Genomic DNA, 26,575 nt, shown 5'->3' on the forward strand with positions numbered 1-26,575 from the left:
CAGTCCTGGACTGTTGGTCTGCAGTGGGATGACGCCTTCGCCAAGGGCAACACCGGCGGCTTTGCCATCGGTCAGCCCACCTTCGTCACCAGCACCCGCAACGGCACCACCCCGTTCGACGCTGGCTACGTGATGGAAGGCTTCTACAAGTTCCAGGTCAGCGACAACATCGCTGTGACCCCGGTGCTCTTCTACATGAGCAACCCCAGCTCCGCCGGTGCTGGTTATGCGCAGACCTCCAACCAAGGCTCCAACCTGGGCGTCTTCGGTGGCGCTCTGACCACCCGCATCAAGTTCTGATCTAGCGATCGGAGCAAGACGCACACTCCTCACGCATCCACTCACACACCAAACCCACGGCCCCCTGCTTCGGCAGGGGGTTTTTTCTTGCGCTTACCAACCACCAAGTGAACGCCGCCGCTTTAGTGTGGGTTTCAGAACAAACCGACGGCATGGGGCCCGACAGCATCAGCCAGGACAGCCAGCAGCGCTCAGCCTCCAACACCAGCCTCAAATGGGGCAGCGATGGCGAGCTCTCTCCGGTGGATCTGCAGAAGGTGCTCGAGCGGCTGACCAACCCTGATCTCACCCAGTGCGAGCTCGAGCAGCAAAACCAGAGCTGATCCCGACAAAAAGGTGTCCTGGGCTACAGGGCCCGGCCGAGAGAATGGGCGCATGAGCACGCCCTCACCAGCCAGCAACGCCGCGCGTCTGTTGGTGGTCGAAGACGACGACACCATCCGCGAAACCGTCTGCGAAGCGCTTGAGCTCGAGGGCTTTTCCGTCACCCCAGCCACCAACGGCCAGAGCGCCTGGGATCGGCTGAAACGGGACCCCTTCGAACTGATCGTTCTCGATGTGATGCTCCCGGGCATCAACGGGCTGGATCTCTGCCGCAAGTTGATCGAGTTGCCGCAACGGCCCCTGGTGCTGATGGTGAGCGCCCGGGACACCGAAACCGATCGGGTGCTCGGCCTCGAGCTCGGGGCCGATGACTACCTGGTGAAACCCTTTGGCATCCGCGAACTCGTGGCCCGCTGCCGGGCGCTCCTGCGCCGCCACCAAGCCAGCGATCAACAGCCCAGCGAACTCAAAGCGGACAACCTCAGCCTCTTCCCGGCTGAATGCCGCGTCTGCCTCGATGGTCTTGAGCTGAAGCTCTCCCCCAAGGAGTTCAAATTGCTCGAGCTCTTCATGCAAAACCCCAAACGCGTCTGGAGCCGCGAGCAACTGATTGAGCAGGTCTGGGGCTTCGACTACATCGGCGACAACAAGACCGTGGATGTGCACATCCGTTGGTTGCGCGAAAAGATTGAAGAGGACCCCTCCAACCCGAGCAAACTGGTGACGGTGCGGGGATTCGGCTATCGCTTCGGCTAGGCGATGACGATGCAGACCGCCCTACCGCTGGCCCTGGGTTTTGGGCTCGGCGCCCTCAGTGTGGGTCTCTGGCGCGAAGGGAATCGCAAAAAGAAGGTCATGGCCACCCGCCTTCGGCGGCGCCAACCGATCCCTGAACTGCAGTTGCGCGAATGGATCAGCGCCGCACCGCAGGGCTGGCTGGTGCTCGATGCCCAAAACCGAATCGAGATCATCAATGAGCGGGCTGAGTCCCTCTTGGTCAAAGAGAGTTCGCTCGCTCCCCAGCTCCAACACCTCAATGACCTGGAGCCCAGCGCCGAGCTGCTGCACCTGCTGGAGCTCAGCCGCAACACCCGCCTGGCCCAACGCGGGGAATGGAGCCTCGGGCGCAATGACCTCTCGGTGCGGGTGATGCCCGGCGAGAGGGGCTGGCTGGCCCTTCAGATCGACGGCAGCAACCCCCTGAAAAATCAGCTCAAGCAGCAGGAGCAGTGGGTCAGTGATGTGGCCCATGAGCTCAAAACCCCGATCACGGCCCTGCGGCTGGTCAGTGAGAGCCTGGCCCTCAGGGCCGAGGGCCGCCAGGCGGTCCTGGTGGAGCGACTGGAGAAGGAACTCGAGCGGTTGCAGCGGTTGGTGGGGGATCTGCTGGATCTCTCCAGACTCGACAACACCCTGGTGAGCCGCCGCAAGCGCCCCGCCTGCATCGACCCAAGGGATGTCGTTGGCCAGGCCTGGTCCACCCTGCAGGAACTGGCCCAGCCCCGGGGCATTGGCCTCAGCGTTCAGCCGACGCGCGATCAGGCCAGACAGGTGGCCGTCGATCCGGCTCGCCTGCACCAGGCCCTGTTCAATCTGATCGACAACGCCCTGCGCTACAGCCCCGATGGCAGCAGCATTGAGCTCTCGATCGAGGAGCGGGACCGCTGGTGCCTGATTGCCGTGCGCGACCAGGGCCCGGGGCTCAGCGAAGAGGACCTCGAGCGGATGTTCGAGCGCTTCTACAGAGGGGATCCAGCCCGTGTCCGGGGTCCAGGGAGCGGGAGCGGACTGGGGCTTGCCATCGTTCGCCAGATCGCCCTCAGCCAAGGGGGCCTCGTGCGGGCCCGGAACCACCCGGAGGGAGGAGCGGTGATTGAGCTGCTCCTCCCCAAGGCCTAAGCCTTAGGCGGCTGCGCTGATCGGCAGGTTGCAGATCACCAGCTGGCGCTGGCTGCTGAGCTTGAGCCAGCCTTCCTCCTTCAGCAGACCCAAGACCCGAGTCACCGTGACGCGGGTGGTGCTCAGGGCACCGGCAATGTCCTGGTGGGTCAGGCGCAGGTTCAGGCGTAGGCCGTCTTCGCAGGGTTGGCCATACTCCTCAGCCAGCAATTCCAGAAAGCCCCGGACCCGGTCTTCGACGCGGCGCAGACCCAACAGGGAAATGAGCGCCTCGGACTGACGGGTCCGGCTGATCAGCGCCAGCATCAAGGTGCTAGCCAGGTGGGGGGTCTGCTGGATCTCGTCCATCGAGAGGCAGAGCAGATCGCAATCGCTCAGCGTCGTGGCTTCGTAGAGATCGAGGTTGCTGAGCGGTTCACCGAAGGGTTCATTCGGTCCCGCCAGGCCCAGGAGAACATCCTCCCCCTGCTCATTCATCGAGCTCAGCTTGACCATCCCGCGGGCCACCAGCCAGACGTGGTGGCGAAGCATGGGCACGCGACTGCCAGCCGTCAGGCTGACCAGATCGCGGCGCTGGAACGTGTCTTCGAGCATGCTCCGCGAGCTCGAGGAACGGCTAGGTGTGAAAACCATGGAGCGATGTGCTCAGGCGTCCAGCGGACTGTATGGAGGGTGACGAGGCGCGCAACAAAGGCTGGGTAGGCATTTGGTTAAGCGTCGGTTAGCCCCAGCAGCCGGCCGTGAAGCCGCAGGCGCTGCTCCTTGGAAGACCAGGGCGACGAGAGCTCCAACCAGCGCAGCCAAGCCTGGTCCTGGGCGACCCGCAGCTGATCCCAAAACAGGGGCAGGGCCTTTTTCGGATTCAGATCCAGGCTGCTGTGCAAGGCCTCCCGCAGCACAGCCAGGTCATTGAGGTCCCCCAGGCAATCCTGCAGAGCCTTGAGCTGGGCCAGCAGGGAGCCATGGTCCGCCACACCAGAGCGGTGCAGATGGGCCAAGCCATAGCGGCAGGTCTTCAGGCGCTTGCGCAGCTGATGCAATGCGGCGGCGGCCGTTGGCGCCTCCGTCCAACCGGGCAGCAGGAAGAGATCGCCCAGCAGTTGCCCCTGGAGCTCAGGCAACCAATCCCGCAGGGGCTGATCGCCAAGGGCGCTGCCTTGGGGCTGTTTGATCCAGGCCTGCAGGCGAGCAAGCAGCTTGAGGTAGCGCTGACTGCGCAAGGTCTCAGTCAGTTCAGCGAAGGCCAAACGGCGCTCTCGCTTGAGCTGTTTGCGAAAGGGCTTAAGCGCTGACGCCTCGGGTCCCGGCAGCAGCGGTAGCCATCCCGTCTCGATCCGCTGGCGCAGGACGTCCAGGTCCCTCGTGAGCCCAAGCCTCCGTCCCAGCTTGGCGATCCGTGCGGAGCTGACCTCCTCAGGCCAGACACCCACGGCCGAAAACTGAAGTCGAAGCGTTTTTAACTGACGCAGCTGGACCCTGAGCTGGTGCAGGGGTTCAGGGTCCTGATCCGCAAGGACATCAGCCTGAAGAGCAACGATGCGGCGGAGGCTCTGGCCCATGGCCCCCTGCAGGTAGGCCAAACAGGTGACACCGGGATCAGGACGAAAGGAGCCCATGGCCGTCAGTGCGGCAGGCTCTAGAGCTAACGCCGCTGCAGGCCCCGTGGATTAACGGGGAATTAATGCTGGCTGCTCAAAAAAACAAGCGAGCAGGCCGCGATCCACTCTCCAGGAATTGATCGCTCCAACGGGACTCCTCTACAGGCGCCGGACGATCGGCCTGGACAGAGGCGGTGGTGTCCTCAGGGCCAGCCTGGTTGCTGTTCTCGGGAAGCGAAGAGGCCGAGGCGCTGTTGGCTTCGATCACAGGAATGATCCAAAACCTGGGTCTAGCCGTTCTCAACGGTGCTGTCCTTAAACAAGATCAGCAGAAAGAATTAAAGGGTCCGCATCGTGGTGACCTGATCGAGCTCAGGTGCACCCGAGAACCGGTTGAACTGGCTCACCGCAGCCAAGCACAGTCCTTGAATTAAAAGGCAGGCCAATGAGGACCTCAACCAACGCGATGCCACAGCCCCTGTGCAACAGATTCATTCGATCAGAGATCCCTAGCCCTGCACAGTCGTCAGCGTCACAAACAAAAGAAAGCACCACCACAGCAAACAAGTGCAGCGCCATAACAAGCCCTTAACCTTGACGTGCTAAGCCCATGCCCATGGACGGAGGATGGGTCAAAGGCCAGCGCTATCTCAACCGTGAGCTGAGTTGGATTGCCTTTAATCAACGCGTCCTTGAACTCGCGGTCGACGCCAAGACGCCTCTACTCGAGCAGGCAAAGTTCAGCGCTATTTTTAGCAATAATCTTGATGAGTTTTTCATGGTCAGGGTGGCCTCCCTGATCGCACAAGTTGAATCGCAGTCAAGCCGGTGCAGCATTGATGGACGTTCAGCAGAGCAACAGCTCGAGGCGATTCAAAAACGGCTCGAACCACTGCTGAAGCAACAACAACAGCACCTCAACCGACGACTCCGGCCGCAGCTCGAGCGGCGGGGGATTGGAATCCTGGACCATCGACAACTCTCAAGACGTCAAAAGGATTGGCTGGCGAGTTTTTTCCGCAACAAGATCCAGCCCGTCCTGACGGCCACGCGGCTGAACACACCGGGGATCCCCTTCCCCTTTATCAGCAGCCTGAGCCTGAATCTGGCCGTTGAAGTCCGCGGCCAAGGAAGCGGCAACCGGGAACTGATCAGGATCAAGCTTCCCAAGAAAAACAGTCCCCGTTTCATCACCCTGCCGGAGGCCCTCCATGGAGAGCGCTCGCAGGCGATTCATCTCTGCGTACCGCTGGAGCAGGTGATGGAGCACAACCTCAAGGCCCTCCTACCCGGCCGTCAGATCACCAGCGTCAGCGTGTTTCGCGTCACCCGGGATGCCGATCTGGCCCTGCGGGAAGAAGAGGCCGAGGATCTGATGGAGGCGATGCAAACCAGCCTGCGCCGCAGGACAGCGGGGGGTGAGGTGGTGCGCCTGGAACTCAGCGCTGGCACCCCAGCGGCGGTGCAACGGCAGCTGACCGCGGGGATGGGCGTTCCCAGGGCGCGGGTGAATCGGGTCGATGGATTACTGGGCCTCGATGACCTGATGGAGCTGCAGGGAATCAATGCACCAACGCTGAAACAACCTCCCTTTCGCGGCTCCACTCCGGCTCCCTTGCAACGCTGTCAAAGCCCAGAAGAAGGTCGCCAGGCCAGCGAAAGCATCTTCCGTGTCATTCGCCGCGGGGATGTCCTGCTGCACCATCCCTTTGATCGCTTTGAGACGACGGTGGAGGAGTTCATCCACCAGGCCTCCTTGGATCCCAGCGTTCAGGCCATCAAGATCACGCTCTATCGCGTCTCCAAGGACTCGCCGATCATTGCCAGCCTGATCGCAGCCGCCGAGGAGGGCAAACAGGTGCTGGCCTTGGTGGAGCTCAAGGCACGCTTTGATGAGGACAACAACATCAGGTGGGCGCGGCAACTAGAGCGCTCCGGGGTGCACGTGGTCTATGGCGTCATCGGCCTCAAAACCCACACCAAAATCGCCCTCGTCATTCGCCGCGAGAAGGGCACACTTCAGGCCTATAGCCATGTCGGCACGGGCAACTACAACTCCAAAACCGCGGCGCTCTACACCGACCTGGGTCTGCTCTCCGCCGACCCGGCCCTAGGGCAGGACTTGATCAGCCTGTTCAACTACCTCACGGGGTTCTCGAAACAGAGCGCCTACCGCAAATTGCTCGTCGCTCCAACAACCCTGAGGGCCGAGATGCTGAAACTGATCGATCGCGAGATCGAGCATGCCCGAGCCGGTCTGCCCAGTGGAATCAAGGCGAAGATGAATGCGCTCGTGGATCAAGGCTTGATTGACAAGCTCTACGACGCCTCGGCGGCTGGAGTGAAGATTGAGCTGATCGTGCGGGGAGCTTGCAGCTGCACCAGCGGCATCGCCGGGCTGAGCGAGACCATCCGGGTGCGCAGCATTGTGGGCCGTTTCCTCGAGCACTCCCGCCTGTTCTGGTTCGAGAACAACGGCCAGCCCCAGGTCTGGTTCGGCAGCGCCGATTGGATGCCGCGCAATCTCGATCGGCGGGTGGAGGCCGTGGTGCCGGTGGAAAACCAGGAGCTGGTGGGCCGGATCCAGCAGCTCCTGGAGCTCTACCTCCAAGACAACCAGGCCTCCTGGCACCTCCAAAGCGATGGCCGCTACAGAGCTCCCGAACCCGCTCAGGGTGGAAGCAGTGCCCAAGTACAGCTGATGCGCGGCGTGTGATGGGAGCGTCCACACCCGGGCTCTGGGAGCTCGCCCTGACCTGCCTGCGCCTTGGCACGGTGGCCTTCGGCGGACCGCAAGCCCACTTAGCGCTGCTGCAGGAGACGTTTGTCGAGCAACGGCACTGGATTGACGCCGAGCAGTTTGAAGAGGGACTGGCGCTGTGCGAGGCGCTGCCCGGACCATCGTCGAGTCAGATGGCGATCTATTTGGGCTGGAAGCGCTGCGGCCTGCTTGGGGGGCTGGTCAGCGGCCTCTGTTTTTTGCTGCCAGGTCTGTTGGTTGTGCTCGCCCTCAGTGCCCTCTGGAGGGTGAGCCAAGACATCGAGAACCTGCGCTCGATCTCATCGGTGATGCAACCGGTGGTGGTCGCGGTGATCTGGGCCTTTGCCTGGCAACTCTTTCAACGCCGGCAGGCCCGGTGGCAGCGCTGGAGTGCAGTAGCGCTATTTGCACTGCTGGCCCTCAGCCAGGAGCTGGCGGTCACGATCCCCCTCGGTCTGGTGCTCCTGGCGGGCGGTCTGCTGCGCATGGCCTGGAGCGGCTCAGCACCAGCACTCGCCCTCTGGCCCTGGATGGGCCTTGAGGATCTGGCGCTGATGGCGACAGCCAACCCACACCTTCAACTCCTGGCGGACTTGAGCGACGTGTTTCTCAGGGCGGGGCTGCTGATCTTTGGTGGCGGCTTTGTGATCATTCCGCTGCTCGAAGGGCCGGTGCTCGAGCACGGCTGGATGAGCAGCGGGGCCTTTCTTGATGGCATCGCCATTGGACAACTCTCCCCAGGGCCGGTGGTGCTAACCAGTGCCTTCATCGGTTTTCAAGCGGGGGCAAACCTGGCGGGGGGCTGGTTTGCGATCGCAGCCGCCTGTACGGCAACAGCAGCGATGTTCCTGCCCAGCTTTGGTTTCATTCTTTTGGCTGCACCACTGATCGAGCGCCTGCGCACACGTCCCTGGGTTCAGGCCTTCCGCGAAGGAATCGTGACGTGCATCCCGGCGGTGGTCGCGGTCGCGGCGCTGCGGTTGAGCCTGGAGAGCCTCAACAGCCTGGGCAGCTGGAGTGGGGCAGGCCAGTGGTCAGTGCTGCTTGCCGCCTTAGTGCTGCGACTGAAATGGAAGCTCTCTCCAGCAGCACTGCTGATGGGAGCAGCTGCGTTTGCACTTCTGCTGAGGCCTTAGGCCTCAACCTTCGAACAGGTTGGAGCGACTCAGACCCAACTCGCCCCAGAGCTTCTTGATCTCGTCGTAGGCCGCATCTTGGGTGATCTTGCCGTTGCCTTGGAGGCCAACAATCAAACCCACCCGGTCAGCAAAGCGTTCCAGGTTTTGATGAAACAGCAATCGCTCTGGTGACCAGTCCGGGCCCCGGTAATGGCTAAAGGCTTCGAGGGGTGTTGGACCGTGATCAGAACGCTCTGAGTCACTGGGCTGAAAGGAGTGCATGACGAGTTGCCGAGCAATCAACCAAAGCGACCAGAGACGTAGTCCTGGGTGGCCTGCTGACGGGGAGCATTGAAAATGGTCTCGGTGTCAGCAAATTCCTCAAGGCAGCCGACCTTGGCGTCGGTGTCATCGAAGGTATTGACGTTAAAGAAGCCCGTCATGTCGCTGACACGAACGGCCTGCTGCATGTTGTGGGTGACGATGACGATCGTGTAGCTGTTCTTGAGCTCATGGATCATCTCCTCAATCTTCAAGGTGGAGATCGGATCCAGCGCTGAGCAGGGTTCGTCCATCAGGATCACCTCGGGTTCGACCGCAATCGTGCGGGCAATGCAAAGGCGCTGCTGTTGACCACCCGAGAGGGCATAACCGCTCTCAGCCAGCTTGTCCTTGGTTTCATCCCAGAGCGCCGCCTTGCGCAGCGACCGCTCCACCAGTTCATCCATATCGCCGGAATAGCCATTAATCCGGGCACCAAAAGCGATGTTCTCGTAGATGCTTTTTGGAAAAGGGTTGGGCTTCTGGAAGACCATGCCAATGCGGCGGCGAACCTCCACCGGATCAACCGCCGGGGAATACATGTCATGGCCATCGAAAATCACGCGGCCCTGCAGGGAGCAACCATCGATCAGATCATTCATGCGGTTGAGCGACCGCAAGACGGTGCTCTTACCGCAGCCCGAGGGGCCAATAAAGGCCGTGACCTGATGGCGGGGAATCTCCATATGAACCCCACGCACAGCCACGTTCGAGAAATAGCTGATGCTGACGTTCTCCAGCTCGAGGCAAGAGGTGGAAGAAGCAGGGGATTGAGTCATGGCTAACTGGGAAGGCAAGAAGAACGGAACGGGAGACGAAAACAGTTCGAGGGAGGCCTAGACGGAGGTGACACGCGAAATCCATCGCGCCAAGAGATTGGAGAGCAGGATCATCACCACCAAGACGAAGGAAGCGGCCCAAGCCAAGTTGTTCTGAAACTCCAGGGGCATGATCGCGAAGTTGTAGATCAATACCGACATCGAAGCGATCGGACCCAGCACCCCTTCAGGCCAGAAGGGAGAAAACAATGCCGTGAAGATCAAGGGTGCTGTTTCACCTGCAGCACGCGCGATTCCAAGCACAACACCTGTGGCGATCGAGGTCAAGGAAGCTGGGAGGGTGACCTGGGTCACCGTGACAAATTGGGATGCCCCCAGTCCAAGCGAACCCCAACGCAATTCGTTGGGGACCAACTTCAGGGCCTCATCGGTGGTCTTAATCACCGTCGGCAGCATTAACACGGCCAGGGCAATACCGCCGGCAAGGGCGCTGTAGCTCTGACCGAAAAGCAGGCGTGTGCTGACGATTAAGCCGTAGACAAAAACACCGCAGATGATCGAAGGCACGCCGGACAACACGTTCGTGCCGAAGCGGACAAAGGAGGCAAACGAACCCGAGCGGGAGAACTCCGCCAGGTAAATCCCCCCACCAATGCCGACAGGAACGGCAATCAAGCTGGCGATCAAGGTGACGACAATCGTGCCGATGATGGCATTACCAATCCCTCCCTCTTCAAGGCCGGGGGGAGGGGGAAGCTCCGTCAGCAGTGAGACTGAAAGGAACGATCCACCCTTGAGCAGCACATACCCCAGGACCAAAATCAAGGGGAGAACGGCAATGCAAGAGAAGCCAACCGCAACGGCGGTCAAGGCGAAATTCCAGCGATTGCGCGGAAGCTTTGGGTTGAAATAAAGCGATCGATTGGGCCTAGACAGTGCCATAACAGTTCTCCAGCTAGGCGTACTTCAGACTGAGGCGGCGCACAATCCACTGCGCCAGGACATTGACGATCAAGGTCATGATCATCAAGACAAATGCTGCATACATCAGCGCTGAGATTTGAATGCCATCGGCCTCACCGAATTGGTTGGCGAGCATGGCCGAGATGGTGTTAGCTGGAGCCAACAGACTCAGGCTGAAGTTATTGGAGTTTCCAATAATCATTGTGACGGCCATGGTCTCGCCCATGGCCCGGCCCAGGGCCAACATCACACCACCGGTGATTCCTGAGACAGCAGCAGGAAGAATCACCTGAACGATGGCCTGCCAACGGGTTGTACCCACCCCATAGGCGGCCTGCCTGAGTTCATTGGGCACCTGCTGCAGCGAGTCCCGGGCAATCGCGGTGATGATGGGCAGGATCATCACCACCAGAATCAAGACCGCCGGCGCCATACCAGGACCAAGCGGTTCCGTCGCGAAGAACGGCATCCAGCCCAGCTGATTGTGCAAGACCTGAAGAATGGGCCGCAGAAAGGGCTCCATCACAAAAATCGCCCAGAGTCCCAACACCACCGAGGGGATTGCTGCCAGCAGTTCAACCATCAAACCGATCACCTGCCGGTAGCCGGAGGGAATCAGGTTCTCGGTGATGAAGATCGCCGTGCCAACACCCAACGGAACGGCGATCAAGATGGCCAACAAGGAAGACACCAGCGTCCCGTAGATGGCCGTTAACGCTCCATAGCTATTGAGACCGGGGTCCCAATCAGAAACCACCAAAAAGGAGAGGCCAAATTCAGCCATGGCATCCCGAGATCCCCACAGGACCGTGAGCAGGATGCCGACCAGGACCAGTCCAACAAGGGAGGCCAGGATGACCACGAGGCGCCGAAAGCCCTCATCGATCAGCTTCTCAGAAACGGGACGGCGGCGCAGCGCATAAACCGGTCCACCCTCCAACTCCTGAGGGGGAGGCACTGATTGATCCACAACGCGAGAGTTTCTCTGTATAACCTGTCACGCCAAGGCCAAAATCTCCTTAAGAAGTGCTTAACGCAGGCCGACAACACCCCAATCGCCCAGCCAGTCACACCCAAAGCCCCCAATAACGTATCAAGGAATACGCCACCACCTAGAACTGAGCGTTAAATTGGAAGGAACTAAAAATGATTCATTGCTAATTAACACCCAATTCGGATCCATCAGTTTCGTCCCTGGATGCGGTTGGGTGAATTCGTCCAATCAGCCGCAGCCCAAGAAAAAAAGACAAGTCAAGACTGAGAAGCAAGAGGCATCCCAGTCCACTCAATCGAAATAATTCACACCTGAAACAAAAGCCACCCTTAGCGGGGTGGCTTTTTAGTGAGAACACCAGGGCTATCCATCGACAAAAAAGGCAGGGGTTTCCCCCTGCCCTTTGATCAGTGAGAGATCCAGCGGATCACTTACCGATCTTGTTGACCGCAGCGCGGGCCTTGCTCAGGATTGAGCCCTTGAGGGGAACGAAGCCGAGGTCATCAGCCTTGGCCTGAGCCTGATCGCTCAGCATGTAATTGAAGGTCTTCTTGATGGTGTCGGCGTTGGCACCATTGCCCTTCTGATAAGCCAAAACCCAGGTCAGGGTCGCGATCGGGTAGGCACCCTTGGCGGTGGGGTTGGGGTTCGAGCCAGCCAGGTTCTGATCGAGCTTGATGCCGTTCAGGGCTTTGGCACCGGAGGTGTAGCTGGGCTTGATGAACTCACCCGACTTGTTCTGCAGCGCAGCGGCCTTGACGGCACCGCGGATGTACGACTGGTTGACGTAACCAATCGCACCCTGCTTGTTGGAGATCACACCGGCGACACCGGAGTTGCCCTTGGCACCAACGGCGTTTGCACCAGGCCACTTGACGGACTTACCGGAGCCCAGCTTCCACTCAGAGGAGAAGGCAGCCAGGGACTGGGTGAAGGCTTTGGTGGTTCCGGAACCGTCGGAGCGGTGCACCCAGGTGATCGGACCAGCGGCGCAACCCAGGTCCTTCCAGTTGGTGATCTTGCCGATCGCCACTTGGACAGCCTGGGATTGGGTGAGCTTCAGGTCACAGCCGGGCTTGTTGTAACCGAAGGCGATGGTGCCGCCCACCATGGGGATCTGCACCAGACCGCGGGTCACCTTGGCGATGTCCTTGGCCTTCATCGGATCATCCGATGCACCGAAGTTGACGGTCTGGTCGATGAACGCCTTACGGCCAGAACCTGAGCCAACGGCCTGGTAGTTGACCTGGGGGCCACCGGCCTTCGCCAGATCAGCGAACCAACGCTGATAGATCTTGGCGGGGAAGGTTGCGCCAGCAGCACTGAGGCGATCTGCGGCGGAGGCGGACATGCCGGTGCCGACGGCCAGCAGGGAGCCGATCAGGAGGGCCTTCTTCGCGAAGGTCATGGATAAAACCTTGTGGTTCCCCTCCATCTACGCAAGTGATGATCCGCCCTGCGTTAGGGGCTGGTTAAGGCCTCGTGAACGTTGCGTGAATCAGCAGCAGGACTGGGCTTTGAGGGGCCTACTGGTCTGCAAACGCTGAAGCCAATCACTCAATTCGGCCAGGGCCTCAGGGCTCAGGCGGTAGTAGACCCAGCGCCCCTGAACCCGGGACTCCAGCAGGCCCGCCTCGCGCATCACCTTGAGGTGAAAGGAGAGCTTGGACTGGGCCAGGCCCATCTGCTCGGTCAGCTCACAGACGCAGCGCTCACCCCCCGCCAGCGCCAGGGCCACCTCCAGGCGATGGGGATCCGCCAGGGCCTTGAACAACGCGCTGAGGGCTTGGGACACAGCTCGGAGCAGGCCTAACCGCACCTTAACCAATCAAGAAACCTTGATGCATCAAACTTTGTTGATCAGTTGATTGGGGTTGGTCATGCGCATTGGCATCAACGGCTTCGGACGCATCGGACGACTGGTCTGCCGCGCCCTCTGGGGACGGCCAGGCATTGAGATCGTTCAGATCAACGACAACCAGGCCACGGCCGAGTCAGCCGCCCACCTGCTCTGCTTTGACTCCGTCCATGGTCGCTGGGATCGCCAGGCCGAGGCCCTCAGCGAGAGCGAGCTGCTGATCGATGGGCGGCGCCTGAACTTCAGCCGCAACGGCACCCCCGCCGAGGTGTCCTGGTCTGCCGCAGGTGTGGAGATGGTGCTCGAGTGCAGCGGCCGCTTCAAGACCACCGAGGCCCTCGAGCCCTATTTCAGCCAAGGCGGCATCCAGCGCGTGGTGGTGGGCTGCCCCGTCAAAGGCGCACTGAACATCGTCTATGGGATCAACCACGACCTCTATGACCCCAACCAGCACCGGCTGGTGACCGCGGCGTCCTGCACCACCAACTGCCTGGCCCCGATCGTGAAGGTCGTGCATGAGCAGTTCGGCATCCGCCATGGCTCGATCACGACCCTGCATGACGTCACCAACACCCAGGTGGTGGTCGACGCCTTCAAAAGCGACCTGCGGCGCTCACGCTCCTGCCTGCAATCGCTGATCCCCACCACCACCGGATCAGCCAAGGCCATCGCCATGATCTTCCCGGAGCTCGAGGGCAAGCTCAACGGCCATGCCGTTCGTATCCCCCTGCTGAATGCCTCCTTGACCGATGCGGTCTTTGAGCTCGAGCGACCCACCAGCGCCGAGGCGGTCAACCAGGCCTTCGAGCAGGCCGCGCAGGGGGCACTCAAGGGAATCTTGGGCTACGAAAGCCGGCCGCTGGTCTCCATCGACTACGTCAACGACAACCGCAGCGTGGTGATCGATGCCCTCTCCACGATGGTGGTCGACGGGACCCAGCTGAAGGTCTACGGCTGGTACGACAACGAGTGGGGCTACAGCTCCCGCATGGCCGATCTGGTCAGCCATCTCGTCCAGCTGGAGCCCCAAGGATGAGCGGACTCTCCGCCCTGCAGCAGTACCAGCGGGTCACCGCCAATTACTGGGCCTTCACCCTCACCGATGGGGCCCTGCGGATGCTGGTGGTCTTCCACTTCCATCAGCTGGGCTACACCAGCCTGGAGATTGCCTTTCTCTTTCTCTTCTATGAGTTCTTTGGGATCCTGACCAACCTCTACGGCGGATGGCTTGGGGCCCGCTTTGGCCTGCGGCTGACGCTTTGGCTCGGCACCTGGATGCAGATCGGCGCCCTGCTGATGCTGATTCCGGTGGCGGACTCCTGGCCGAAGTGGTGGAGCGTTGCCTACGTCATGGCCGCCCAGGCCCTGAGCGGGATCGCCAAGGATCTCAACAAGATGAGCGCCAAAAGCGCGATCAAAACCGTCGTCAAGAGCCATGACGGCGATCAGCAACTCTTCCGCTGGGTGGCGATCCTGACCGGCTCCAAAAATGCCCTCAAGGGCGTTGGTTTTTTCCTGGGGGGCGTCCTCTTGACCGCCCTGGGCTTCAACGCGTCGGTGGGCGTGATGGCGGCGGGTTTGATGTTGGCCTTTCTGGTCACCCTGGGGCTGCCGGCCGACATGGGGCAGATGAAACGCAAGCCCAAAGTCCAATCCCTGTTCTCCAAAAGCGAGGGCATCAACGTGCTCTCACTGGCGCGGATGTTCCTCTTTGGGGCTCGGGATGTCTGGTTTGTGGTCGCCTTACCGGTCTTCCTGGAGACGACCCTGAACTGGCGCTTCTGGGAAGTGGGCAGCTTCATGGGCCTCTGGGTGATTGGCTACGGAATCGTTCAGGGATCCGCTCCGGCCCTGCGGCGCAGCTGGGGGCAAACCAGGTCCCCTGGCGCATCGGCCGTGCAGTTTTGGAGCGCCCTGCTCACGGCGATTCCCGCCTTGATTGCCATTGCCCTATGGCGACAGGTCGCCGATCCAGGTCTGGCGGTGGTGGCAGGTCTAACCGCCTTCGGGGTGGTCTTTGCGATGAACTCCTCGATTCACAGCTACATGGTTCTCGCCTACAGCGACGGCGAAGCAGTGAGCCTGGACGTGGGCTTCTATTACATGGCCAATGCCGCAGGACGGCTGCTTGGCACCCTGCTCTCGGGAGCGATCTTTCTGATCGGCGGGCTCCAGGCCTGTCTCTGGTGCTCGGCGTTGATGGTGGGACTGGCCTGGCTGTTCAGCCTGAAGCTGCCGCCAGTGCGAAGCGCCTAGCGCTGAAACAGCGCACGGATCTGCGGGCTGCGCTCCGGGCAGAGCATCGGCGTGTAATAGCGAACGGCGGCAGTTTCCACCTCCTCAGGCAGGATCCCGGCAAAGGACACCCCCTCCCGCTCAAAGGCCTCGCTGAGGCGCTGTTGCTGGGCCAAGAGCAGCGCAGGCTGATCAAACGAGTCGCAGAGCAGCTGGGCATAGAGCCGCGCTGCACAGCCGGTGTGGCCAAAGCGCCGCACGCAATCGCCCACAAGCTCTGGAGGCTGCGGCTGCGCCCAACCAGCACAGGGCCAAGCCAGCAACAGCAAGGAGATCGCCTCCCCCAGGGGGGCACGCAGGCGGAATGCCATTAACGCTGGCGCTCCACCGAGCAGGCCAGAAAGCGCTCCAACTCCTTGGCATCCAGGCTCGGGGGCTTGGCAGCGGTCAACAGGGCGGGATGAATCGTGCGCAGTTGATCCGCAAGCTGATCGCGCTCGGTCACCGCAGCCTCCTGGCGCTGCTGCAGGGCCTCCTGCCAGACCAGACGGCGCTTGGCTTCACTGCGCCGCCACTCCGCCACGGCCTGCTCGTACTGCTCCTGCTCGGTCTGCTGGTCGTAGATCGTCAGTAGACGTTGCTCTTCGGGGTCCAGGGGCAGGGGCGCCAATGCTGAGGTGAACGACTCTTCTTCAAGCGCCTTCAACCGCGACTCGGTCTCGCGGTAGCGCTCCACCAGCGGCGGCAGGCTCTCGCGATAGCGCCGGCATTGCACCAGGGCCTGGCGCTGCGCCTCGCTGTCCTGCTGAGGAGCGTTCTTGCTTGCAGGCCCTGAACAGCTGGCCAACAGCAGCAGCACCAGTACCGCGGCCCCTAGCCGAGGGTGAGGCATCCGAACCATCCGGACGAGTGCGCCCATGCTCGCAGGACTCGAGCGACAACGACCCCATTTGGGGGTATCGAGGGACGGGCGGCCAGATCTAGCTGTACTCCGCAGCAAAGACGAGCTCTTGGACAGCATCGACGCCCACATCGCCCAGGACCGCAGCGAGCTGGAGAAAGCCCGCAACGAAGGCGACAAACCCAAGGCCGCTCACCTTGAAGCCGAGCTCAAGGACCTCGAGACCTACAAGGCTCACCACCCCGGCGAGAGCAAAGACCCCAGCCCGATGGAGGTCTACTGCGACCTGAATCCTGAGGCGCCCGGCTGCCTCGTCTATGACGACTAATCCGATGACCGCTACCGCGCCCCAAGCACCCAGCATCACCATTGGTGAACTGGAGGCCAACTATCAGCTCTACTGCAAGGCACTGAAGATGCTGATTGCAGAGAAGCGCACCCTCAACAAGATCCAAAAAACGGTGTGTTGGGGAAAATTGGCCACCCTCCACCACTGTCTTCCTAGGCAGTACAAATCACCCGATTACCTCTACGCCCAACTGCTCAAAGCACAGTCCACACCAAAAGCGTGAGACCGGCTTTGTGTTCGATCTCGCGACAGAGGTCAATCACTCAATCCCGCACAAAAGCGCTGTGCGGGATTTTTTATTGAGCGCGCGATTGGATTAGACACGAAATAAGTCGAATTCACAGGATCCAACCGGCGGGGCCACCGCAGGTCGATGATGGATGCACCGCTCGGATTGAGCGATGGATCTCACCCCCTATCTCGAGACGCTGCAAGGGAGCAACCTTGATGAGGTCCTGCTCTCGGTTGCCGTCAGCGGGAAGGTTGCTCTGGCGATGAAAGGGCGCTTTTTTCTGCGCTGCCTCTGCGAGAGCTTCCGTGAGACCGAGCTCATCGGCTGCGCCGTCACCGATGAAGCGAGCTGCCTGAACTATCTGAGCCAAGAGCCCTACGAGCTGCTGATCTGCACCGACTTTCTTGAAAGCGGCAGCGGCTTCGATCTCGCCCGCAAGGCCAAGGCACTACAACCCCAGCTGAAGGTGGTGATGCTCGCCTTGGGGGATGCGATTCCGGTGGAACATGCCGAGGCGTCCTGGCTGGAGGCGGTCGTGGCCGAGGCGGACTTCATCGAAGACCAAAAACCGCTGGAGGCTGCTGTCCTGGCGGTGATGGGCCATCACGCCTACCGCAGTCCCTCCCTGCGCTCTGGCCAGCTGCCGTACCTGAGCTGCCCGCGCCTGACCCCAAGGGAATATGAAGTCCTGGACCTTTTGGCCAGCGGCCTGACGGACCGTGAAATTGCTGAACAGCTGGTGGTCAGCGAGGAGACCGCGCGCACCTACACCAAGCGGCTGCTGAAAACCCTGGAGGTCAACAACCGGGTTCAGGCGGTCCTCAAGGGAATGCGTTGCGGGATGGTGAAGATCTAGGCCAAAGCGTGGCTAGAACCCAACTATCTGATCGCGCCGCCTGCCATGGCCAGCCACACCATCACGCTTGAGGCGGCTGGCTCCTTTCCCTGCAACAGCGAGCAGTACATCCTTGATGCGGCGGAGGCTGCCGGCATCGACCTGCCCTTCTCCTGCCGGGCAGGCGCCTGCAGCACCTGTGCTGCCCAAGTCCTGCAGGGGACGGTGGATCAAGCCGATCAGAGCTTCCTCGATGGGCCACAAATCGAGCAGGGCTATGCCTTGCTCTGCGTCAGCTATCCACGCAGCGACTGCCTCCTGCGCACGGACGTAGCCGCCGAGCTGAATTAACACCAAGATGCGCCAAGCCATCCCGGGGAGTACGGCCATGGGCACCGCTCGCATTCTTCTGTCTGCAGCACTGCTTGCCGGGGCAGTTCCGATGCATCCGCTTCAGGCCGCCGAGAGCCGTTGCCCGAGCAGTAGCGGACGCTTCGCCGTCTGGGGAGCTGGCGTGGTCACCGCCAGCAAGACCCCAACCGCTCGCCTCATGGAGGAGCGCTGGTTGCCCGGGGGGCAGGTCGAGGGCCTGCTGGTGGAACGACTGGGCAGCGAAGAACGCCGCAGTGCCTATCGGGGCCAGCGCAGGATCACGGACAACTGCGTGGCGGTGATCGAACGGCAACTGCCTTGGGGCATCGACCGCAGCGAGGTGGTGCTCGATGGTCGCGGTCGTCCGGTCTATGGCTTGATCCGCACCGAAGGCCGAGTGATCAGCAGCAGTTGGCTGCCCATGGCCACCGGGCGCTGCAACAGCGCCAACCTCAACGGCCTGGTGGTCAGCCGGCAGATGGGGCTCAGCCAAGTCCAAGGCGGCTGGAGTCCCAATGCCGTCGTGCAGCGCGAGCAGTGGAAGGACGGCCGGGTGGAGGGGCTGGCCCTCTCCAGCTATGGCGCTGACAGCGAAACCGCGCGCTACAGCGGCCAGCTCAGCCTGAACCCCAAGAGCTGCTGGGGCACCATCCAGCAAACCGACGAGAAGGGACGGGCCTACAACTACAGCGCCTTGATCGTGAATGGCCGCCGCAGCAATGGGGCCCGCGGCTACCTCTACCTCCAGCGCGATCCAGGGGACCTGACGGTCGGTTGGCTGGTGCGCGACTAAGCGATCAGCACCCTGGCGATCACCGCGGCCTGCGCAAAGCCCAACTGCCCCAGATGCTCCAGGGCTGCCTCAGCGCGGGAAGCCGGCAGAGCAGCCAACAGCGGACCGCAGGTCTGCGGGTCGATCCAGAGCTGCTGATCGACGGCGGAGGCTGGGGCGCTCAGACGCACCCCACCCCCGGGATCCAGCTGGGCCAGGGCCCTGGCGTTGGAGGGGGCCAAGGTGCTGGCCTGTCCCTGTTCCAACAGGGTGCGGGCACCGGCCAGGGCAGGAATGGCCCCCGGGTCTAACTCCACCTCTTGGCCGGCGCCGAGCATTTCACCGAGGTGGCCGAGCAGGCCAAAGCCAGTGATGTCGGTGCAGGCACTGCAGCCGTAGTGCTGCAACAGCTCCACCAGGGGAGCCTGGCTTTGCTGCATCGTCTCCAGGGCCGCGTCAATCCACTGGGGTTTGGCAACCCCGGCCATGGCCGCCGCGAAGAGCACCCCGGTGCCGATGGGCCGGGTCAAGAGCAACACCTGATCGCTCTGCAGGGGCCCCTTGGGCCAATGCCGCTGCGGATCAACCGATCCATTCACGCTCAGGCTCAAGGCCAAGCCCGCGCCATCGCGCCCCTCCAGGGTGTGACCACCCAGCAAGGGCACCCCCAGGGGATCAAGCACCGAACGCACCCCCGCCAGGGTCTGAAAGAGCAGCTCCTGTTGCAGCGGCGCGGCGGCCTCCGGCAGGGTCACCAGGGCCTGAACGCTCTGCAGCTGGGCGCCACAGGCCCAGATGTCGCTGCTGGCATGCAGGGTGGTCAGCCGGGCATTGAGCCAGGGGTCATCCAGCAACGCTGGAAACCCATCGAGGCTTTGCAGCAACAACCCGCCGGTTGACGTGGCGGCCAGGACCGCGGCGTCCTCCGGCGGTGGGCAGTCCCCCCCCGGCTGCAGGCGGGCCAGGGCGCCCTCTAGGGGGTCGGCCGCCAGCTTGGCGGCACAGCCCCGGCAGGCCATCACGGCCCCAGCGGCCATGGCTCCGGTGCGGGCGAATCCGGCCATGAAGCGTCGATCAATCGCCTCTTTCCAGCGCCAGAGCCAGCGGGAGGGACCCAGGGACCAGGGCCCGTAGAAGGCCACCGCCCGCCTGCGGCCATCGCCCAGCAACTGCAGGGCCCTGGCCTGGGGACGCCAAGGCCTCAGCGCTCGCTTGGGCTGCTCGAGGCTGCGTTTGAGGTTGATCGCCAGCAGCGGCGCCGCACGCACAGCCCAGACCCCGGAAGCCGGCCGAGGATCCCGGCGAATCAGCCCGCAGTCGCCGCTGGCAAAGATCCGGGGATGGCCCTCCACCGCCAGACTCGGCTCCGTCCAGATCCGCCCGGTCTGGGGATCACAGGGCAGACCACTGGCCGCCAGCCAGGGCGGCGCCTCACTGCCGGTGCAGGCCAGATCCGCAGGCCGCTCGGGACCGACGCCGCGGCCCAGGGGGATGCCGGCCTCCGCCAACAGGCGCTCTCCGGCGCGGTTCGCCGCTGGCGATCCCAAGTGCAGCTGCTCACCGCGCAGCAGCAGCTCGGGCTGATGCCCCTGGGCCCGCAGGGCCAGGGCCACCTCCACCGCAGCGGCACCGCCCCCGCGGATGGTTAGCGACGGCGGTGCCTGCTTGAGCCACTGCAGGAAGGGCTCCAGCGGCTTCACCCCGAGTTGCCCCTCGGCGTGTTGGGTCTGACAGCCCAGATCCAGGCTGAGGCGATCGAACTGCAGCGGCGGCCGCCCGGCCAGCAGCAGCTGGGAGCGCGGCAGGTCGAGTCCCGTGATCTCAGCGCGCACAAAGGCCACGCCCGCCCGCTGGCAGAGATCGCGCAGATCAATGGCGCAGTCCTCGTGGCTGTAGAGACCCGCCACCAGCCCCGGCACCATGCCGGAATACAGGGCGGTGCTGCCCCGATTGACCAGCACCACGGCGGTGCGTTTGGGCTTGAGCTGCGGCCGCATCAACCAGCGCCGCAGCAGCAGGGCATGGCTGTGGCCACCCCCCGCCAGCAGCAGCAGCTGATCGGGATCGCTCAAGGTCGCCCCTGGGCCGAGGCGCCCAGATCCATGCCCTTGGTTTCGATGCAGGCCTGAACCTGGCGCGGTTGAGGGCTCTCCATTTAGGCAATCTGGCTCAGGAATTGCCGGGTGCGCTCGTGTTGCGGCGCAGTGAAGAATTGCTCGGGCGGTGCCATCTCCACCACCTCCCCCTCGGCCATCAAGACCACCCGACTGGCCACCTGCCGGGCAAAGCGCACCTCATGGGTGACGACCACCATCGTCATCCCCTCGCGGGCCAACTCCTGCATCACCTCGAGCACCTCCTGCACCATCTCGGGATCGAGGGCACTGGTGGGTTCATCGAAGAGCAGCACCCGCGGTTCCATGCAGAGGGAGCGGGCAATCGCCACCCGTTGCTGCTGACCGCCGGAGAGCTGCCCGGGGTACTTGTGGGCCTGCTCGCGGATGTTGACCCGCTCAAGGAGCGCCAAGGCCTCCTGCTCCACCTCCGCCTTCTTCCGCTTGCGCACCAGCACCGGAGCGAGACAGAGGTTCTCCAGCACCGTGAGGTGGGGGAAGAGGTTGAACTGTTGGAAGACCATCCCCACCTCCCGGCGGATCGCATCGATGTTGCGCACGTCATCGGAGAGGGTCATCCCATCGACGACGATCGATCCCCCCTGGATGTCCTCCAGGGCATTGAAGGTGCGAATGAAGGTGCTCTTGCCGGAGCCGGAGGGCCCCATGATCACCACCACCTCACCGCGGTAGACGTTCAGGTCCACACCCCGCAGAGCGTGGTAGCCATTGGGGTACCACTTCTCGACCCCGCGGGCCTCGATCATCAGGTCGCGATCCGTCATGGGGGACTCAGGCGGGTTGAGGGTTGGAGTTCAGGCGGGTTTCCAGGGCGCGGCTCCCCAAACCCAAGGCAGCGCAGCAGCACCAAAACAGCACCGCCAACACGAGATAAACCTCGGCGTCCTTGCCGAGGAACGCGGGATTGGCCATCACCGCCCGGGCCGTGCCCAGCAGCTCAAACAGACCAATCAGCGAGAGCAAGGTGGTGTCCTGCAGCAGGTTGATGAATTGCCCGACCATCGCCGGAAGGGCGACCCGGAGGGCCTGGGGCAGCACCACCTTGAGCATGGCCTGATGGACCGGCAAGCCCAGGGCGCGGGCTGCCTCCATCTGCCCCGGCGGCAACGCCACCAGACCAGAGCGGACGGCCTCGGCCACATAGGCCGCCGCAAAGAAGGTCAGCACCCAGGCCGCCCGCCAGACCCGATCCGGCGAGAAGCCACCGGGCAAGAGCAAGCCCAGGATGTTCTGCCCGAGGAAGAGCAGGGTGATCAGCGGTGCCCCGCGGATGAACTCGATGTAGAGCACCGAGAGCCAACGCAAGAGCGGCAAACGGCTGCGCCGCCCCAGGGCCAGCAACACCCCCAGGGGGAAGCAGAGCAGGATCGCGAAACTGGCCTCGATCAAGGTCAAGAGCAGCCCCCCCCAGCGGGAGGGGGAGACCACCGGGAGACCCAATCCCCCCGCAATCAGGGTCATCCCCAGCAGGTAGAGCAGCGGCCAGATCACGGGCCAGCCGCGGCGGAAGGCAGCGGGAAGGGCCGGGCCAAGGCGCCCGGCCCACCAGCGGCAGGCCAACAGCAGCGCCGTGATCCCCCACCAACGCTGGCTGATGGCAGCACTGAGCTGAAGAAACAGGGGCAGGAGCAACGCCAAGCCGGCGAGCACTGCAGCGGCCAGGCGGTCGTTCGCCGGCCAAAGCCGTGCCCGGCGATCGGGGCGAGGGAAGGCCCGCAGCCATCCCCAACTCAACCCCGTGGCTGCCGCCAGAAGAACGCTCAGCAGCCAGAGACGCCACTGCTGATCCAGGGGATAGCGGCCGATGGCGAACAGGGTGCTGTTGGCCTGAATCACCGCCCACTGGGCCTTAAAGACCAACCAGTGCAGCAGGGCCTGGCCGCCAGCCAGCAAGGCCGCCAGCAGCACCACGGTGATCAGCCCATCGAGGCGAGAGGCGAACAGGGCGGCCCGTAGCCGTTGCAGAGAAGAGGAGCGCTCCATCAACGGCTCCTCAGCTGCACCGCGCGGTTCAGCGCATTCATTAGGGCAGAGATCACCAGGTCCATGGCCAGGTAGGCCCCCAGCAGGATCACCATCACCTCCACCGCCCGTCCGGTTTGGTTGAGGGTGGTCTCCGCCACCGAATAGAGATCGGCGTAGCCGCAGGCAATGGCGAGCGAGGAACTCTTCGCCAGGGAGATGTACTGGTTGTTCAAACCGGGCACGATCACCGGCAGGGCCTGGGGCAGGACCACCCGGCGCAGGGTTTGCAGGGGGCTGAAGCCCAGGGCACGGGCGGCCTCCCACTGCCCCTTGGGCACCGAAGCAATCCCGCCGCGCACCACCTCCGAGATGAAGGCCGAGATGTAGACGATCAGACCGGTCAGCAGGGCCGCGAACTCAACACTCAGGCGAATCGGTGCCTGCCAGACCCCATTCACCAACTCAGGCATGCCCAGGTAGAGGCCCGATTGGGCGAGGACGACGCCGGGCCACTGGATTGCCTGGGCACCACCCGGCAAGGAGAGGAAGACGACGAAATACCAAAACACCAACTGCAAGAGCAGAGGGATGTTGCGGATCAGCTCGACGTAGACCCGCGCCAGGCCGCGCAGCAGAGCGTTGCCACTAAAGGAGGCCACGCCGACGGCGGTGCCGACGATCGAGGCGCCAATCAGACCGATGACGACAACCCGCAGGGTGTTGACCAGTCCCGCCAGCAGCGCCCACCAGTAGGGCTGATCGGCGCTGAAGGGCAACCAACTGCCGGCGATGTCAAAACCGGCGGGGTTGCCGATCCAGCGCCAGGTCAGCAGCAACCCGGCCGCCGCCAGGTTCTGCACCAGGTTCCCCAGCAGGAAAGCCACCAGAACCAGCACCAGCAGACCGACCGCGGCCTGCACCAACCAGGGGATCAGGCGGCGGTTGCGCCACCAAGGGGTGACAGACGGAGCCATCAGCGGAAGGGCGGCGAATAGATCAGGCCGCCATCGGTCCACTGGCGATTGGTGCCCCGCTCCAGGTTGATGCGGGTGTTCACGCCCAGGTTGCGCTCAAAGATCTCGCCGTAGTTGCCGACGGCCTTGATCACCTGAACGACAAAGTCAGCCGGCAATCCGAGCTGCTGCCCCAGCTGGCCATCGACCCCCAGGAAGCGCCGCAGATCCGCCTGGTTGCTATCGGCCTGGGCCTCAGCGAGCTTGGCCTCGACGTTGGCCTGGGTGATGCCGGATTCTTCCGCCTGCATCAGGGCATAGGCGATCCAACGCACCGCATCGGCCCAGGCCGGATCACCGTTGACCGTGCCCATGGCCAAGGGTTCTTTGCTCAGGTCACCGGCGAGCAGGACATGGGCCTTGGGATCGGGAAAGCTGCTGCGCTTGGCGGCCAGCAGCGCCCGGTCACTGGTGACCGCCACGCAACGGCCCTGGAGGTAGGCCCCATAGGTCTGACCATCGTTTTGGAACTTCAGCGGCATGTAGGCGGCGTTGAGCTCCCGCATCCGATCCGCCAGGTTCAGCTCGGTCGTGGTCCCGGTGGTCACACAGATCGGCTTACCGGCTAACTGCTTCAAGGAGGTGATGCCGCTGCCCGCGTTCACCATCACGGCCTGACCGCCATAGAAGTGAATCGGCGCAAAGCTGAGGGCATTGCCCCCTGCCGCATCGCGGCTGAGGGTCATGGTGGTGCTGCGGGAGAGCAGATCCACTTCACCGCTATTGACCGCCGCAAAGCGCTCGCTGGCGCTCAGGTCGCGGAACTCCACCTTGGCGGGATCTGAGAGCACCCCAGCGGCGACCGCACGGCAGAGGTCCACCTCAAAGCCCTGGTAGCGGCCATCGGGAGCGACAAAACTGAAGCCCGGCAACTTGCCATCAACGCCGCAGACCAATTGCCCGCGGGCTTTCACCGCGGCCAGTTTTTGGCTTTGGGGCCCCGAGCCCTCCACAGCGCAGCCGGTGAGGACGAGACCAGCGAGCAGAGGAAGCGCTCGAAGGACCTTGCGGGGGGAAAAGGGCATCAACCAGGGCTCATTTCGCGAATTGTGCCATCGGTTTTTAGGGCTGGGCCATCGCCAATGAGGCCATGAAGCCCCCGATCGGAGCATCAAAACGCCGACGCGCTCTGCCTAGGGTCACCCCACCTATCGCTGAACGCAACGCGTCGATGAGCTCCATCAAGCGCTTGAGCTGGGCCATTGAGAACGTCTTTGAGCGCTGGCTCTGGAAATTCCGTTTGATCGCGATCGTGCCCGTGGTGATGAGCCTGCTCGGCAGCGGGGCGACCTTCATCAGCGGCACCTCCGAGATCTGGCACTCGATGGGGCTGCTCCTCGATGCCTCGCCCGATGACAGCCGCACGGTGGCCCTACTGCTGGGTGAACTGGTCGGCGGCGTCGATCTCTACTTGATCGGGATCGCCCTGATGATCTTTGGCTACGGCGTCTATGAGCTGCTGATCTCCGACATCGAAGCGGCGCGCAGCCCCGGAGCTGGTGGCAATGGGCTTCTGGACATCCGCAGCTTGGATGTGCTCAAGGAAAAGTTGGTGAAGGTGATCCTGGTGGCCTTGATCGTGGCTGCCTTCAAGTCGATGTTGATCTTCCCGATCGACAACACCACCAACCTGCTGGTCTTCTCAGGCTCGGTGCTGCTCTTGGCCCTCTCGGCCTATCTGGTCTCCGGCGGTCCCAACCGCTCCACCTGGAATCAGCCCCGGGAAACCCCCTTTGAGTAGGGCTCGCGCATTGTGTAAAACGAAGGGATGAGCAGCACCCTCACGATCCGCACCCCGGATGACTGGCATCTCCACCTGCGCGATGGGGAGATGCTGCAGGCCGTGGTTGGACACACGGCACGGCAGTTCGCCCGGGCGATCGTGATGCCCAACCTCAAACCGCCGGTGACGACGGTGGAGCAGGCACGGGCCTATCGAGAACGGATCACGGCCGCCCTAACGGCCAGCCAAGGGCCGGATGCCGCCGCGGCCTTCACGCCGCTGATGACGGCCTACCTGACCGAAACAATCGAGCCAGCCGAGCTGGAGCGCGGCTTCAGCGAAGGGGTCTTCAGCGCCGCCAAGCTCTATCCCGCCGGTGCGACCACCAACTCCGACGCCGGCGTGCGCGATCTCGCCCACATCAGCGCCGTGCTCGCCTGCATGGAGCGGATTGGCATGCCGCTGCTGATCCATGGCGAGGTCACCGATCCCGCCGTCGACATCTTTGATCGCGAGGCGGTCTTCATCGAACGGCAGTTGATCCCTCTGCTCCAGCGTCATCCGGCCCTGAAGGTGGTGCTGGAGCACATCACGACCGCCGACGCCGCCCAGTTCGTGGCGGAGGGTCCAGCCAACCTGGCGGCGACGATCACCCCCCACCACCTCCACATCAACCGCAACGCCCTCTTCCAGGGGGGTCTGCGGCCGGACTTCTATTGCTTGCCCATCGCCAAGCGGGAGCGCCATCGCCTGGCCCTACGGGCCGCGGCCACCAGCGGCAGCACCAAATTTTTCCTGGGGACCGACTCCGCTCCCCACCCCAGGGGCGCCAAAGAATCGGCCTGCGGCTGCGCCGGGATCTACAACGCCCCCTTCGCCATTGAGAGCTACGCCCAGGTTTTTGAAGAGGAGGGCGTTCTCGATCGCCTGGAGAACTTCGCCAGCGTGCATGGGCCCAACTTCTACGGGCTGCCGCTCAACAACGGAACGATCCAACTGGAGCGCAGCAGCGACAGCGACTTCATCCCAGGGTTAATGGAACTGGAGAACGGCAGCAGCTCGCCGACAACCCTGGTGCCCTTTCACGCCGGGGAAACCCTGAATTGGCGCCTGAAGCAGGCGCAATGG

31 protein-coding genes are annotated in these 26,575 nt (G+C 62.9%); 15 read left to right on the forward strand and 16 right to left on the reverse strand.

Features of this window, described 5'->3' with window-relative positions; all coding sequences use genetic code 11:
• The 4 genes from QZ189_RS05595 to QZ189_RS05610 form a co-directional block, all read left to right on the forward strand.
• Positions 1 to 300 (forward strand): carbohydrate porin (locus tag QZ189_RS05595; RefSeq protein ID WP_296421221.1); only part of this gene is annotated, 300 nt, incomplete at its 5' end.
• Positions 301 to 452: 152 nt separating this feature from the next.
• Positions 453 to 623: a hypothetical protein gene (locus tag QZ189_RS05600; protein WP_247478871.1), complete on the forward strand. Its 171-nt coding sequence runs from the start codon at positions 453 to 455 to the stop codon at positions 621 to 623.
• A 52-nt stretch (positions 624 to 675) separates the two neighbouring features.
• Positions 676 to 1,380, forward strand: coding sequence for a response regulator transcription factor (locus tag QZ189_RS05605; protein ID WP_010317781.1), 705 nt, complete (start codon positions 676 to 678; stop codon positions 1,378 to 1,380).
• A 3-nt stretch (positions 1,381 to 1,383) separates the two neighbouring features.
• Positions 1,384 to 2,523: a HAMP domain-containing sensor histidine kinase gene (locus QZ189_RS05610; RefSeq protein ID WP_296421224.1), complete on the forward strand. Its 1,140-nt coding sequence runs from the start codon at positions 1,384 to 1,386 to the stop codon at positions 2,521 to 2,523.
• A 3-nt stretch (positions 2,524 to 2,526) separates the two neighbouring features.
• Here QZ189_RS05610 and QZ189_RS05615 read toward each other — a convergent pair whose 3' ends face one another.
• From QZ189_RS05615 to QZ189_RS05625, 3 genes are all read right to left on the reverse strand, one after another.
• Positions 2,527 to 3,156 carry a Crp/Fnr family transcriptional regulator gene (locus QZ189_RS05615; protein ID WP_029626383.1) on the reverse strand — a complete coding sequence of 210 codons (630 nt, stop codon included), beginning with the start codon at positions 3,154 to 3,156 and terminating at the stop codon, positions 2,527 to 2,529.
• A 77-nt stretch (positions 3,157 to 3,233) separates the two neighbouring features.
• Entirely contained in the window at positions 3,234 to 4,139 is a 906-nt protein-coding gene (locus QZ189_RS05620; protein WP_010317778.1) for a CHAD domain-containing protein, read from the reverse strand.
• Between the two features lie 76 nt (positions 4,140 to 4,215).
• The gene (locus QZ189_RS05625; protein WP_296421231.1) at positions 4,216 to 4,389 is read right to left on the reverse strand and encodes a hypothetical protein; all 174 of its coding nucleotides are present in this window, start codon (positions 4,387 to 4,389) and stop codon (positions 4,216 to 4,218) included.
• Positions 4,390 to 4,731: 342 nt separating this feature from the next.
• Here QZ189_RS05625 and ppk1 point away from each other — a divergent pair, with 342 nt between their 5' ends.
• Together ppk1 and chrA are read left to right on the forward strand one after the other, a co-directional pair.
• Positions 4,732 to 6,837 (forward strand): polyphosphate kinase 1, encoded by a 2,106-nt coding sequence (gene ppk1, locus QZ189_RS05630; RefSeq protein ID WP_296421233.1) that lies wholly within the window; start codon positions 4,732 to 4,734, stop codon positions 6,835 to 6,837.
• A complete protein-coding gene (gene chrA / locus QZ189_RS05635) occupies positions 6,837 to 8,018 on the forward strand; it encodes a chromate efflux transporter (RefSeq protein ID WP_296421235.1) in 1,182 nt (393 codons plus the stop codon). Before ppk1 ends, chrA begins: the two co-directional genes overlap by 1 nt.
• Positions 8,019 to 8,021: 3 nt before the next feature.
• Here chrA and QZ189_RS05640 read toward each other — a convergent pair whose 3' ends face one another.
• The 6 genes from QZ189_RS05640 to QZ189_RS05665 form a co-directional block, all read right to left on the reverse strand.
• The gene (locus QZ189_RS05640) at positions 8,022 to 8,282 is read right to left on the reverse strand and encodes a hypothetical protein (RefSeq protein ID WP_296421237.1); all 261 of its coding nucleotides are present in this window, start codon (positions 8,280 to 8,282) and stop codon (positions 8,022 to 8,024) included.
• 17 nt (positions 8,283 to 8,299) lie between these two features.
• The gene (pstB, locus tag QZ189_RS05645) at positions 8,300 to 9,100 is read right to left on the reverse strand and encodes a phosphate ABC transporter ATP-binding protein PstB (protein ID WP_010317773.1); all 801 of its coding nucleotides are present in this window, start codon (positions 9,098 to 9,100) and stop codon (positions 8,300 to 8,302) included.
• Between the two features lie 57 nt (positions 9,101 to 9,157).
• The gene (pstA, locus tag QZ189_RS05650) at positions 9,158 to 10,042 is read right to left on the reverse strand and encodes a phosphate ABC transporter permease PstA (RefSeq protein WP_296421240.1); all 885 of its coding nucleotides are present in this window, start codon (positions 10,040 to 10,042) and stop codon (positions 9,158 to 9,160) included.
• A gap of 13 nt (positions 10,043 to 10,055) precedes the next feature.
• Entirely contained in the window at positions 10,056 to 11,021 is a 966-nt protein-coding gene (gene pstC, locus QZ189_RS05655) for a phosphate ABC transporter permease subunit PstC (protein ID WP_296421242.1), read from the reverse strand.
• A 463-nt stretch (positions 11,022 to 11,484) separates the two neighbouring features.
• Positions 11,485 to 12,465 carry a phosphate ABC transporter substrate-binding protein PstS gene (pstS, locus tag QZ189_RS05660; protein WP_010317770.1) on the reverse strand — a complete coding sequence of 327 codons (981 nt, stop codon included), beginning with the start codon at positions 12,463 to 12,465 and terminating at the stop codon, positions 11,485 to 11,487.
• Between the two features lie 90 nt (positions 12,466 to 12,555).
• Positions 12,556 to 12,852 (reverse strand): metalloregulator ArsR/SmtB family transcription factor, encoded by a 297-nt coding sequence (locus tag QZ189_RS05665; RefSeq protein WP_232197326.1) that lies wholly within the window; start codon positions 12,850 to 12,852, stop codon positions 12,556 to 12,558.
• Positions 12,853 to 12,937: 85 nt separating this feature from the next.
• Between QZ189_RS05665 and QZ189_RS05670 the strand changes: the two genes are divergently transcribed.
• Positions 12,938 to 13,951, forward strand: a complete 1,014-nt coding sequence (locus QZ189_RS05670; protein WP_296421245.1) for an ArsJ-associated glyceraldehyde-3-phosphate dehydrogenase — start codon at positions 12,938 to 12,940, stop codon at positions 13,949 to 13,951.
• On the forward strand, positions 13,948 to 15,171 hold the full coding sequence (gene arsJ / locus QZ189_RS05675) for an organoarsenical effux MFS transporter ArsJ (RefSeq protein ID WP_296421247.1): 1,224 nt from the start codon (positions 13,948 to 13,950) through the stop codon (positions 15,169 to 15,171). Before QZ189_RS05670 ends, arsJ begins: the two co-directional genes overlap by 4 nt.
• Here the strand turns inward: arsJ and QZ189_RS05680 are convergent.
• Positions 15,168 to 15,521 carry a hypothetical protein gene (locus tag QZ189_RS05680; protein ID WP_247478883.1) on the reverse strand — a complete coding sequence of 118 codons (354 nt, stop codon included), beginning with the start codon at positions 15,519 to 15,521 and terminating at the stop codon, positions 15,168 to 15,170. The genes arsJ and QZ189_RS05680 overlap by 4 nt on opposite strands.
• Entirely contained in the window at positions 15,521 to 16,069 is a 549-nt protein-coding gene (locus QZ189_RS05685) for a hypothetical protein (protein ID WP_296421249.1), read from the reverse strand. Before QZ189_RS05685 ends, QZ189_RS05680 begins: the two co-directional genes overlap by 1 nt.
• Before the next feature lie 91 nt (positions 16,070 to 16,160).
• Here QZ189_RS05685 and QZ189_RS05690 point away from each other — a divergent pair, with 91 nt between their 5' ends.
• The 5 genes from QZ189_RS05690 (at position 16,161) to QZ189_RS05710 (ending at position 18,632) form a co-directional block, all read left to right on the forward strand.
• A complete protein-coding gene (locus tag QZ189_RS05690; RefSeq protein WP_296421250.1) occupies positions 16,161 to 16,379 on the forward strand; it encodes a CP12 domain-containing protein in 219 nt (72 codons plus the stop codon).
• A 4-nt stretch (positions 16,380 to 16,383) separates the two neighbouring features.
• Complete coding sequence (locus QZ189_RS05695; RefSeq protein WP_296421252.1) at positions 16,384 to 16,623, forward strand: DUF3136 domain-containing protein; 240 nt, start codon at positions 16,384 to 16,386, stop codon at positions 16,621 to 16,623.
• Between the two features lie 178 nt (positions 16,624 to 16,801).
• A complete protein-coding gene (locus tag QZ189_RS05700; protein ID WP_010317762.1) occupies positions 16,802 to 17,488 on the forward strand; it encodes a response regulator transcription factor in 687 nt (228 codons plus the stop codon).
• A 45-nt stretch (positions 17,489 to 17,533) separates the two neighbouring features.
• Positions 17,534 to 17,818 carry a 2Fe-2S iron-sulfur cluster-binding protein gene (locus QZ189_RS05705; protein ID WP_247478889.1) on the forward strand — a complete coding sequence of 95 codons (285 nt, stop codon included), beginning with the start codon at positions 17,534 to 17,536 and terminating at the stop codon, positions 17,816 to 17,818.
• Positions 17,819 to 17,825: 7 nt separating this feature from the next.
• The gene (locus QZ189_RS05710) at positions 17,826 to 18,632 is read left to right on the forward strand and encodes a hypothetical protein (protein WP_296415220.1); all 807 of its coding nucleotides are present in this window, start codon (positions 17,826 to 17,828) and stop codon (positions 18,630 to 18,632) included.
• Here the strand turns inward: QZ189_RS05710 and selD are convergent.
• The 5 genes from selD to QZ189_RS05735 form a co-directional block, all read right to left on the reverse strand.
• Positions 18,629 to 20,683, reverse strand: coding sequence for a selenide, water dikinase SelD (gene selD, locus QZ189_RS05715; protein ID WP_296421254.1), 2,055 nt, complete (start codon positions 20,681 to 20,683; stop codon positions 18,629 to 18,631). The two genes, QZ189_RS05710 and selD, sit on opposite strands and share 4 nt — an antisense overlap.
• A gap of 83 nt (positions 20,684 to 20,766) precedes the next feature.
• Positions 20,767 to 21,510 (reverse strand): amino acid ABC transporter ATP-binding protein, encoded by a 744-nt coding sequence (locus QZ189_RS05720; protein WP_296421256.1) that lies wholly within the window; start codon positions 21,508 to 21,510, stop codon positions 20,767 to 20,769.
• A gap of 7 nt (positions 21,511 to 21,517) precedes the next feature.
• The gene (locus tag QZ189_RS05725) at positions 21,518 to 22,729 is read right to left on the reverse strand and encodes an amino acid ABC transporter permease (RefSeq protein WP_296421258.1); all 1,212 of its coding nucleotides are present in this window, start codon (positions 22,727 to 22,729) and stop codon (positions 21,518 to 21,520) included.
• The gene (locus tag QZ189_RS05730) at positions 22,729 to 23,685 is read right to left on the reverse strand and encodes an ABC transporter permease subunit (protein WP_296421261.1); all 957 of its coding nucleotides are present in this window, start codon (positions 23,683 to 23,685) and stop codon (positions 22,729 to 22,731) included. Before QZ189_RS05730 ends, QZ189_RS05725 begins: the two co-directional genes overlap by 1 nt.
• Positions 23,685 to 24,749 carry an amino acid ABC transporter substrate-binding protein gene (locus tag QZ189_RS05735; RefSeq protein ID WP_296421263.1) on the reverse strand — a complete coding sequence of 355 codons (1,065 nt, stop codon included), beginning with the start codon at positions 24,747 to 24,749 and terminating at the stop codon, positions 23,685 to 23,687. The genes QZ189_RS05730 and QZ189_RS05735 overlap by 1 nt, the downstream gene beginning before the upstream one ends.
• Positions 24,750 to 24,895: 146 nt before the next feature.
• Here QZ189_RS05735 and QZ189_RS05740 point away from each other — a divergent pair, with 146 nt between their 5' ends.
• Together QZ189_RS05740 and pyrC are read left to right on the forward strand one after the other, a co-directional pair.
• Positions 24,896 to 25,465 (forward strand): YqhA family protein, encoded by a 570-nt coding sequence (locus QZ189_RS05740; protein WP_010317753.1) that lies wholly within the window; start codon positions 24,896 to 24,898, stop codon positions 25,463 to 25,465.
• 27 nt (positions 25,466 to 25,492) lie between these two features.
• The coding region (pyrC, locus tag QZ189_RS05745; RefSeq protein WP_296421264.1) for a dihydroorotase at positions 25,493 to 26,575 on the forward strand (1,083 nt) is incomplete at its 3' end.

This window comes from Vulcanococcus sp. CPBay_Sum15L08_68 (genome assembly GCF_017855895.1).
Taxonomy (GTDB): domain Bacteria; phylum Cyanobacteriota; class Cyanobacteriia; order PCC-6307; family Cyanobiaceae; genus Vulcanococcus.

Excerpts from the sequence above, each read along its gene's own strand:
- QZ189_RS05605 (WP_010317781.1), top strand. The coding sequence starts at position 676 with ATGAGCACGCCCTCACCAGCCAGCAACGCCGCGCGTCTGTTGGTGGTC.
- QZ189_RS05620 (WP_010317778.1), bottom strand. The coding sequence starts at position 4,139 with ATGGGCTCCTTTCGTCCTGATCCCGGTGTCACCTGTTTGGCCTACCTG.
- QZ189_RS05705 (WP_247478889.1), top strand. The coding sequence starts at position 17,534 with ATGGCCAGCCACACCATCACGCTTGAGGCGGCTGGCTCCTTTCCCTGC.
- QZ189_RS05680 (WP_247478883.1), bottom strand. The coding sequence starts at position 15,521 with ATGGCATTCCGCCTGCGTGCCCCCCTGGGGGAGGCGATCTCCTTGCTG.
- QZ189_RS05725 (WP_296421258.1), bottom strand. The coding sequence starts at position 22,729 with ATGGAGCGCTCCTCTTCTCTGCAACGGCTACGGGCCGCCCTGTTCGCC.
- QZ189_RS05700 (WP_010317762.1), top strand. The coding sequence starts at position 16,802 with ATGGATCTCACCCCCTATCTCGAGACGCTGCAAGGGAGCAACCTTGAT.
- QZ189_RS05685 (WP_296421249.1), bottom strand. The coding sequence starts at position 16,069 with ATGGGCGCACTCGTCCGGATGGTTCGGATGCCTCACCCTCGGCTAGGG.
- pstB (WP_010317773.1), bottom strand. The coding sequence starts at position 9,100 with ATGACTCAATCCCCTGCTTCTTCCACCTCTTGCCTCGAGCTGGAGAAC.
- pstS (WP_010317770.1), bottom strand. The coding sequence starts at position 12,465 with ATGACCTTCGCGAAGAAGGCCCTCCTGATCGGCTCCCTGCTGGCCGTC.
- QZ189_RS05730 (WP_296421261.1), bottom strand. The coding sequence starts at position 23,685 with ATGGCTCCGTCTGTCACCCCTTGGTGGCGCAACCGCCGCCTGATCCCC.
- QZ189_RS05670 (WP_296421245.1), top strand. The coding sequence starts at position 12,938 with ATGCGCATTGGCATCAACGGCTTCGGACGCATCGGACGACTGGTCTGC.
- QZ189_RS05720 (WP_296421256.1), bottom strand. The coding sequence starts at position 21,510 with ATGACGGATCGCGACCTGATGATCGAGGCCCGCGGGGTCGAGAAGTGG.
- QZ189_RS05710 (WP_296415220.1), top strand. The coding sequence starts at position 17,826 with ATGCGCCAAGCCATCCCGGGGAGTACGGCCATGGGCACCGCTCGCATT.
- pstA (WP_296421240.1), bottom strand. The coding sequence starts at position 10,042 with ATGGCACTGTCTAGGCCCAATCGATCGCTTTATTTCAACCCAAAGCTT.
- chrA (WP_296421235.1), top strand. The coding sequence starts at position 6,837 with ATGGGAGCGTCCACACCCGGGCTCTGGGAGCTCGCCCTGACCTGCCTG.
- ppk1 (WP_296421233.1), top strand. The coding sequence starts at position 4,732 with ATGCCCATGGACGGAGGATGGGTCAAAGGCCAGCGCTATCTCAACCGT.
- QZ189_RS05740 (WP_010317753.1), top strand. The coding sequence starts at position 24,896 with ATGAGCTCCATCAAGCGCTTGAGCTGGGCCATTGAGAACGTCTTTGAG.
- arsJ (WP_296421247.1), top strand. The coding sequence starts at position 13,948 with ATGAGCGGACTCTCCGCCCTGCAGCAGTACCAGCGGGTCACCGCCAAT.
- QZ189_RS05695 (WP_296421252.1), top strand. The coding sequence starts at position 16,384 with ATGACCGCTACCGCGCCCCAAGCACCCAGCATCACCATTGGTGAACTG.
- QZ189_RS05640 (WP_296421237.1), bottom strand. The coding sequence starts at position 8,282 with ATGCACTCCTTTCAGCCCAGTGACTCAGAGCGTTCTGATCACGGTCCA.
- QZ189_RS05600 (WP_247478871.1), top strand. The coding sequence starts at position 453 with ATGGGGCCCGACAGCATCAGCCAGGACAGCCAGCAGCGCTCAGCCTCC.
- QZ189_RS05735 (WP_296421263.1), bottom strand. The coding sequence starts at position 24,749 with ATGCCCTTTTCCCCCCGCAAGGTCCTTCGAGCGCTTCCTCTGCTCGCT.
- QZ189_RS05610 (WP_296421224.1), top strand. The coding sequence starts at position 1,384 with ATGACGATGCAGACCGCCCTACCGCTGGCCCTGGGTTTTGGGCTCGGC.
- QZ189_RS05615 (WP_029626383.1), bottom strand. The coding sequence starts at position 3,156 with ATGGTTTTCACACCTAGCCGTTCCTCGAGCTCGCGGAGCATGCTCGAA.